This is a genomic window from Streptomyces sp. NPDC002690, assembly GCF_053592415.1.
Window position 1 is genome coordinate 1 of the sequence record NZ_JBSFVR010000388.1, and the last position, 7000, is coordinate 7000.

Annotated in this window: 7 protein-coding genes; 4 read left to right on the plus strand and 3 right to left on the minus strand. The window is 70.2% G+C overall.

Annotated features, from left to right (window positions below; all coding sequences use genetic code 11):
* Window positions 1-18 precede the first annotated feature (18 nt).
* Window positions 19-867: a hypothetical protein gene (locus tag ACWD3D_RS31240; protein ID WP_451464112.1), complete on the minus strand. Its 849-nt coding sequence runs from the start codon at window positions 865-867 to the stop codon at window positions 19-21.
* A gap of 94 nt (window positions 868-961) precedes the next feature.
* Between ACWD3D_RS31240 and ACWD3D_RS31245 the strand changes: the two genes are divergently transcribed.
* The 4 genes from ACWD3D_RS31245 to glmM all read left to right on the plus strand — a co-directional run bounded on the left by ACWD3D_RS31245 (window position 962) and on the right by glmM (window position 5530).
* Window positions 962-2590 carry an ABC-F family ATP-binding cassette domain-containing protein gene (locus tag ACWD3D_RS31245; RefSeq protein WP_451464113.1) on the plus strand — a complete coding sequence of 543 codons (1629 nt, stop codon included), beginning with the start codon at window positions 962-964 and terminating at the stop codon, window positions 2588-2590.
* 345 nt (window positions 2591-2935) lie between these two features.
* A complete protein-coding gene (gene rplM, locus ACWD3D_RS31250; protein ID WP_266705180.1) occupies window positions 2936-3379 on the plus strand; it encodes a 50S ribosomal protein L13 in 444 nt (147 codons plus the stop codon).
* Between the two features lie 44 nt (window positions 3380-3423).
* Window positions 3424-3948 (plus strand): 30S ribosomal protein S9, encoded by a 525-nt coding sequence (rpsI, locus tag ACWD3D_RS31255; protein WP_266705178.1) that lies wholly within the window; start codon window positions 3424-3426, stop codon window positions 3946-3948.
* Window positions 3949-4171: 223 nt separating this feature from the next.
* Window positions 4172-5530 carry a phosphoglucosamine mutase gene (glmM, locus tag ACWD3D_RS31260; RefSeq protein ID WP_451464114.1) on the plus strand — a complete coding sequence of 453 codons (1359 nt, stop codon included), beginning with the start codon at window positions 4172-4174 and terminating at the stop codon, window positions 5528-5530.
* Between the two features lie 76 nt (window positions 5531-5606).
* Here the strand turns inward: glmM and coaA are convergent, their stop codons facing one another.
* Window positions 5607-6602 carry a type I pantothenate kinase gene (gene coaA / locus ACWD3D_RS31265; RefSeq protein WP_451464115.1) on the minus strand — a complete coding sequence of 332 codons (996 nt, stop codon included), beginning with the start codon at window positions 6600-6602 and terminating at the stop codon, window positions 5607-5609.
* 149 nt (window positions 6603-6751) lie between these two features.
* The coding region (locus ACWD3D_RS31270) for a hypothetical protein (protein ID WP_451464116.1) at window positions 6752-7000 on the minus strand (249 nt) is incomplete at its 5' end.

Here is a 7000-nt window from a genome sequence, read left to right on the forward strand (position 1 = left end):
GGCCGCCACCGGTGCGGGTCAGCCGGTGGCGGCCGATGCCGCCGCCGACGCCTGGGTCTCGCCCCGGCTGCGGATCTGGTGGAAGGTGAAGTTGGTCAGGTCGTCGCCCGCCGTGAAGACGGCCTTGTCGTCCTTGGTGACGTTCTTGCCGTCGGTGAAACCGCTCACCGAGAAGTACGCGTACCGGCCGTACGAGTTGGCCGTACGGCGGCAGACCACCCCGGCCCGGCAGAACGTCGGCACACCGCCGCCGCTGAGCGAGGCGACCTGGCCCGACGACTCCTCGACGGCCTTCTTCGCTTGCGCCTCCGTGCCGAACACCGCGACCCCCACCGTGACCGCGACGCCGTCCCGCGTGTACGTGGCCCGGATCAGCTGGTCGCAGCCGTTCTTGGTGAGGACCGCGCCCAGCGTGCCCTGGGTGCCCGCGGCGCATTGCGTGGTGCGGTTCGTGGGGCCCTTGAGGTGCACGCGGTCGCCGGAGGTGAGCTTCTTGCCCGGGAAGAACCCCTCCACCGTGATCGGCAGCTCGTCCTTCTTCTCGTCCGAGATGAAGTCCATCGGGTCCGGCGGGGGAGCCGGGGCCACCGAGGAGAAGGACGGAGCCGGCTCCGCGGACTCCGGCGGCAGATCCTCCGGACCCGGCAGCGCGCTCGCGCTCGGACCGGCCTCGGGATCGCCGTTGCCCGCCGACACCACCGCCGTCGCCACGATCGCCGCGACGGCCGCCGTCGCCAGCGCACCGCCCCCGATCAGCAACCACTTGCGGCGCCTGCTCTTCGCCGCGGACTCCTCGGCCAGCGCCGCCCAGTCCGGAGTCTGACTGCCCCCGGGCCCCCAGGAGGGCCCCCCATGCCCAAAGCTCATGGGGCGCATCCTAGAGGTTCTCGGACGGTGAGCGGCGGTCGTCGCACGGGTCCTCCGGGAATCCGTTTGGGTCACAGCGCCCGCGCACCGGACAATGGCCGGCATGGGACATCTCGAAGCGGGCCACCTGGAGTACTACCTACCGGACGGGCGGGTGCTGCTCGGCGACGCTTCCTTCCGGGTCGCCGACGGTGCCGTGGTGGCCCTCGTAGGCGCCAACGGGGCCGGTAAGACGACGCTGCTGCGTCTGCTCTCCGGCGAGCTCCAGCCGCACGGCGGCACCGTCTCGGTGAGCGGCGGCCTCGGCGTGATGGGCCAGTTCGTCGGCTCCGTACGCGACGGGCAGACCGTCCGTGACCTGCTGGTCTCCGTGGCGCACCCGCAGATCCGGGCCGCCGCGAAGGCGGTGGACGATGCCGAGGAGCTGATCCTCACCGTCGACGACGAGGCCGCGCAGATGAAGTACGCGCAAGCCCTCAGCGACTGGGCGGAGGTGCGCGGCTACGAGGCGGAGACCCTCTGGGACATGTGCACCACGGCCGCGCTCGGCGTCCCGTACGACAAGGCGCAGTACCGCGAGGCGCGCACCCTCAGCGGCGGCGAGCAGAAGCGCCTGGTCCTCGAAGCACTGCTGCGCGGACCCGACGAGGTACTGCTCCTCGACGAGCCGGACAACTACCTCGACGTCCCCGGCAAGCGCTGGCTGGAGGAGAAGCTCAAGGAGACCCGTAAGACGGTCCTCTTCGTCTCCCACGACCGCGAGCTGCTCTCCCGGGCCGCCGAGAAGATCGTCAGTGTCGAGCCCGGCGTGGCCGGCAGCGACGTCTGGGTGCACGGTGGCGGCTTCGACACCTACCACCAGGCCCGCAAGGACCGGTTCGCCCGGTTCGAGGAGCTGCTGCGCCGCTGGCAGGAGGAGCACGCCCGGCTGCGCGCCCTCGTCCTGCGGATGCGGCAGCAGGCGGCCATCAGCCCCGACATGGCCAACCGCTACCACGCCATGCAGACCCGCTTCAAGAAGTTCGAGGACGCCGGCCCGCCGCCCGAGCCGCCCCGCGAGCAGGACATCCGGATGCGACTGCGCGGCGGACGCACCGGTGTCCGCGCGGTGACCTGCACGCGGCTGGAGCTCACCGGCCTGATGAAACCGTTCGACCTGGAGATCTTCTACGGCGAACGGGTCGCCGTCCTCGGCTCCAACGGCTCCGGGAAGTCCCACTTCCTGCGCCTCCTCGCCGGGGAGCCGGTCGCGCACACCGGCGAGTACAAGCTCGGCGCCCGGGTGGTGGCCGGCCACTTCGCCCAGACCCACGCCCACCCGGAGCTGCTCGGCAAGACCCTGGTGGAGATCCTCTGGAGCGAGCAGGCCAAGGACCGGGGCGCCGCGATGGGCGTGCTGCGCAGGTACGAGCTGGAGCGCCAGGGCGACCAGCCCTTCGAGAAGCTCTCCGGCGGGCAGCAGGCCCGCTTCCAGATCCTGCTGCTGGAGCTGTCCGGCACCACCGCGCTGCTGCTGGACGAGCCCACGGACAACCTGGACCTGGAGTCCGCCGAGGCGCTCCAGGACGGCCTGGAGGCGTACGACGGGACCGTGATGGCCGTCACCCACGACCGGTGGTTCGCGAAGTCCTTCGACCGGTACCTCGTCTTCGGTTCGGACGGCGTGGTGCGCGAGACGACCGAGCCGGTCTGGGACGAGCGCAGGGTCGAGCGGACCCGCTGAGGGCCGTCCCGCGTGTCCTGCGCGTGTTCCGCGTGCTCCGCGTGCTCCGCGTGTTCCGCGTGTTCCGGCGGGGGCGCCGGACCTTTCGTCCGCCCCGTAACCACGGGGTCCGGCGGGGCCGGGCGAGGGTCATTTTGACCCGTGCGGGGGGCCCCGGGTAGTCTTCTGGTTTGTTATGCGTATTGGCTTGGTCGTTCTCACGCGAGGGGCCCTTACGCCGGTCCACCGGGCCGATGACCAGCGGCAGGCACTCGGGTTGCGTCCCCGCAGCGCCGCCAAGGCTGGTGGAATCGTCCGGGTGGCCTTGTCAGGACTCCACTCACTGAAGAAGCGAAGGCTACGACCGTGCGTACGTACAGCCCCAAGCCCGGAGATGTGACGCGCCAGTGGCACGTCATCGACGCTCAGGACATCGTCCTGGGTCGTCTGGCCACCACGGCTGCGAACCTCCTCCGAGGCAAGCACAAGGCGATTTACGCCCCCCACATGGACATGGGCGACTTCGTCATCATCATCAACGCCGACAAGGTTCACCTGTCCGGCAACAAGAAGACCCAGAAGATGGCGTACCGCCACTCCGGCTTCCCGGGTGGTCTCCGCTCGGTCCGCTACGACGAGCTGCTCTCCAAGAACCCGGAGAAGGCCGTCGAGAAGGCCATCAAGGGCATGATCCCCAAGAACACCCTGGGTCGGCAGATGCTGTCGAAGCTCAAGGTCTACGCGGGCGACCAGCACCCGCACGCTGCGCAGCAGCCGGTCCCGTTCGAGATCACCCAGGTCGCGCAGTAGTTCCGGCCTCCCCCTAAGACCATAAGAAAGATCTGAGGAGAATCGTGGCCGAGACCACTGTTGAGACCGTCGAGGGCACCGAGGGCGAGGAGACCTTCGCCGAGGTGACCACCTTCGAGTCCGAGGTCCCCGTCGAGGGTGAGTACACCTCCGAGTCGCTCGCCGGCCGCTTCGGCGACCCGCAGCCCGCCGCCGGCCTTGGCCGTCGCAAGAACGCCATCGCCCGCGTCCGGATCGTTCCGGGCACCGGCAAGTGGAAGATCAACGGTCGCACCCTTGAGGACTACTTCCCCAACAAGGTGCACCAGCAGGAAGTCAACGAGCCCTTCAAGGTGCTCGAGCTCGACAACCGCTACGACGTCATCGCCCGCATCTCGGGTGGCGGCGTCTCGGGTCAGGCCGGTGCCCTGCGCCTCGGCGTCGCCCGTGCGCTGAACGAGGCTGACGTGGACAACAACCGCGCCACGCTGAAGAAGGCCGGCTTCCTCTCCCGCGACGACCGTGCGGTCGAGCGCAAGAAGGCCGGTCTCAAGAAGGCCCGCAAGGCGCCGCAGTACAGCAAGCGCTAAATCCCGCCTGCTCGTCTGCTTCACACGTTCGCCCCGGCGGCACACACCGTGCTGTCGGGGCGTTCGTTTATCGCCTCTCACGGGCGTATAACGGCATAAGACGTTCATCGGCGCATCCGGGCCCCTCACGTCCTCAGCGGTGTGAAGTGTGGTGGTTTGCACCTTTTTGGCTTTTGTTAATTATTGTGCTTTTGCGGTTGTCGGAGCATCTCGGAGGACACCAGTGGGACGACTCTTCGGTACGGACGGCGTGCGCGGTGTCGCCAACGCGGATCTCACGGCCGAGCTGGCACTCGGTCTGTCGGTCGCGGCGGCGCACGTTCTCGCCGAGGCGGGCACCTTCGAGGGGCACCGCCCCACGGCCGTGGTCGGCCGCGATCCCCGAGCCTCCGGAGAGTTCCTCGAAGCAGCCGTGGTGGCCGGTCTCGCCAGCGCGGGCGTCGACGTCCTGCGGGTCGGTGTGCTGCCCACGCCGGCCGTGGCGTACCTCACCGGTGTGCTCGGTGCCGACATCGGCGTGATGCTCTCCGCCAGCCACAACGCCATGCCCGACAACGGCATCAAGTTCTTCGCGCGCGGCGGCCACAAGCTCGCCGACGAGCTGGAGGACCGCATCGAGACCGTCTACGACCAGCACCGCACCGGCGCCCCCTGGGCCCGCCCCACCGGCGCCGGCGTGGGCCGCGTCACCGACTACACCGAGGGCTTCGAGCGGTACGTCTCCCACCTCATCGGCGTCCTGCCGAACCGGCTCGACGGCCTCAAGGTGGTGCTCGACGAGGCGCACGGCGCCGCCGCCTTCGTCTCCCCGGAGGCGTTCGCGCGGGCCGGCGCGGAGGTCGTCACCATCGGTGCCGACCCCGACGGCCTCAACATCAACGACGGCTGCGGCTCCACCCACCTCGGCCTCCTCCAGGCCGCCGTCGTCGAGAACGGCGCCGACTTCGGCATCGCGCACGACGGCGACGCCGACCGCTGCCTCGCCGTCGACGCCCAGGGCAACGAGATCGACGGAGACCAGATCCTCGCCGTCCTCGCCCTCGCGATGCGCGACGCCGGACAGCTCCGCGGCAACACCGTCGTCGGCACGGTCATGTCCAACCTCGGCTTCAAGATGGCCATGGAGCGCGAGGGCATCGAGCTCGTCCAGACCGCGGTCGGCGACCGGTACGTCCTGGAGTCCATGAAGGCCGAGGGGTACGCGCTCGGCGGCGAGCAGTCCGGCCACGTCATCGTGCTGGACCACGCCACGACCGGCGACGGCACCCTGACCGGCCTGATGCTGGCGGCCCGCGTCGCCGCCACCGGCCGCACCCTCGCCGAGCTCGCGGGCGTCATGCAGCGCCTGCCCCAGGTCCTCGTCAACGTCCCCGACGTCGACAAGTCCCGCGTCTCCACCTCCGCCGAACTGGCCGCCGCCGTCGCAGAGGCCGAGCGCGAACTCGGCGCCACCGGCCGGGTCCTGCTCCGCAAGTCCGGCACCGAGCCGCTGGTACGCGTCATGGTGGAGGCCGCCGACTTCGGCCAGGCCCAGGCCATCGCGGGCCGGCTGGCCGACGTGGTGAAGTCCGCACTGGGCTGAGGTTTTTGACCACGCGTCACGGCGGGGCGGCTCTCCTTGTGAGGGCCGCCCCGCCGTCGTTCCGCCGCCGTGCTTTCTACAGCTTCCGCAGGGAGAGCCGCTGCACCTTGTGGTCCGGCCCCTTGCGCAGCACCAGGGTGGCCCGGCTGCGGGTGGGCGCCACGTTCTCCAGCAGGTTCGGCTTGTTGATGGTCCGCCAGGTGGTGCGCGCGTACTCCATGGCCTCCTCCTCGGAGACCTGGGTGTACTTCGTGAAGTACGAGGACGGGTCCTGGAACGCCGTCTCGCGGAGCTTGCGGAACCGGTCGAGGTACCAGCTCTCGATGTCCTCGGCGCGCGCGTCCACGTACACGCTGAAGTCGAAGTAGTCCGCGAGCCCCACCCTGGTCCGCCCGTCGCTGCCGGGCAGCGCGGGCTGCAGGACGTTCAGCCCCTCCACGATCAGGATGTCCGGGCGGCGCACGGTGAGCCGCTCACCGGGCACGATGTCGTAGATCAGGTGCGAGTAGACGGGGGCCGTGACCTCGGCTTTCCCCGACTTCACGTCCGCGACGAACCGGGTCAGGGCCCGCCGGTCGTACGACTCGGGGAACCCCTTCCGCGAGGTCAGCCCGCGCGCCCGCAGCTCCTTCATCGGCAGCAGGAACCCGTCCGTGGTCACCAGCTCCACCCGGGGGTGCTCCGGCCACCGCGCCAGCAGCGCCTGGAGCAGGCGGGCACTGGTCGACTTCCCGACCGCCACGCTCCCCGCGACCCCTATGACGAACGGGGTACCGCGCTGCGCCCCGTGCCCGTTGCCCGCGTCCCCGAGGAAGGTGTTCAGGGCGCCGCGCAGGCCCGAGGTGGCCTGCACGTACAGGTTGAGCAGCCGGGAGAGCGGGAGGTAGACCTCGCGGACCTCGTCGAGGTCGATGACGTCACCGAGGCCACGCAGCCGCTCCACCTCCTCGGCGGTCAGCGGCAACGGCGTCTTGTCGCGGAGGGCACTCCACTCGGCGCGCGAGAGGTCGACGTAGGGCGTCGGCCCGTGCTCGGTCCGGCGCTGGGTGCCACGGGGCGGCGATGTGATCACGTACTCATTGTTACGGGAGTTTGAACGGAGCGGGGGGTGGGGTCCCTCACGTGGGCGTGGGGTTGCGCGGTGGTCGCCCGGTGCAAGACCGCGGGCCCGCACCCCGGGTGGGGTACGGGCCCGCAGAGGAAGCCGGCCGGTGGGCCGGTTCAGGCCAGAGACACGGATTGTGTCTCGACGACCGCGAGGGGTACAGCGAGGCCCTTGGGGGCCTTGGTCCCCTCGGTGGCTGCGACGGTGGTGGTGAAGAGTGCGATGGTGGATCCCCTGCGCATGACGGCGATCTTCTCGGGCGTGTCCGTCCCGTCGGCGCCTTCGACGCGTTGGGTGATGCCGAAGCCCATGGCCTGGTCGGCGCCCGGGGGTGCCAGTTCGCGGGTGGCGGCGGTGACCCGGTG

Bases quoted from the DNA above. Each gene is read 5' to 3' on its own strand.
- ACWD3D_RS31245 (WP_451464113.1), top strand. From the start codon at position 962: ATGGCCGGCATGGGACATCTCGAAGCGGGCCACCTGGAGTACTACCTA.
- ACWD3D_RS31240 (WP_451464112.1), bottom strand. From the start codon at position 867: ATGAGCTTTGGGCATGGGGGGCCCTCCTGGGGGCCCGGGGGCAGTCAG.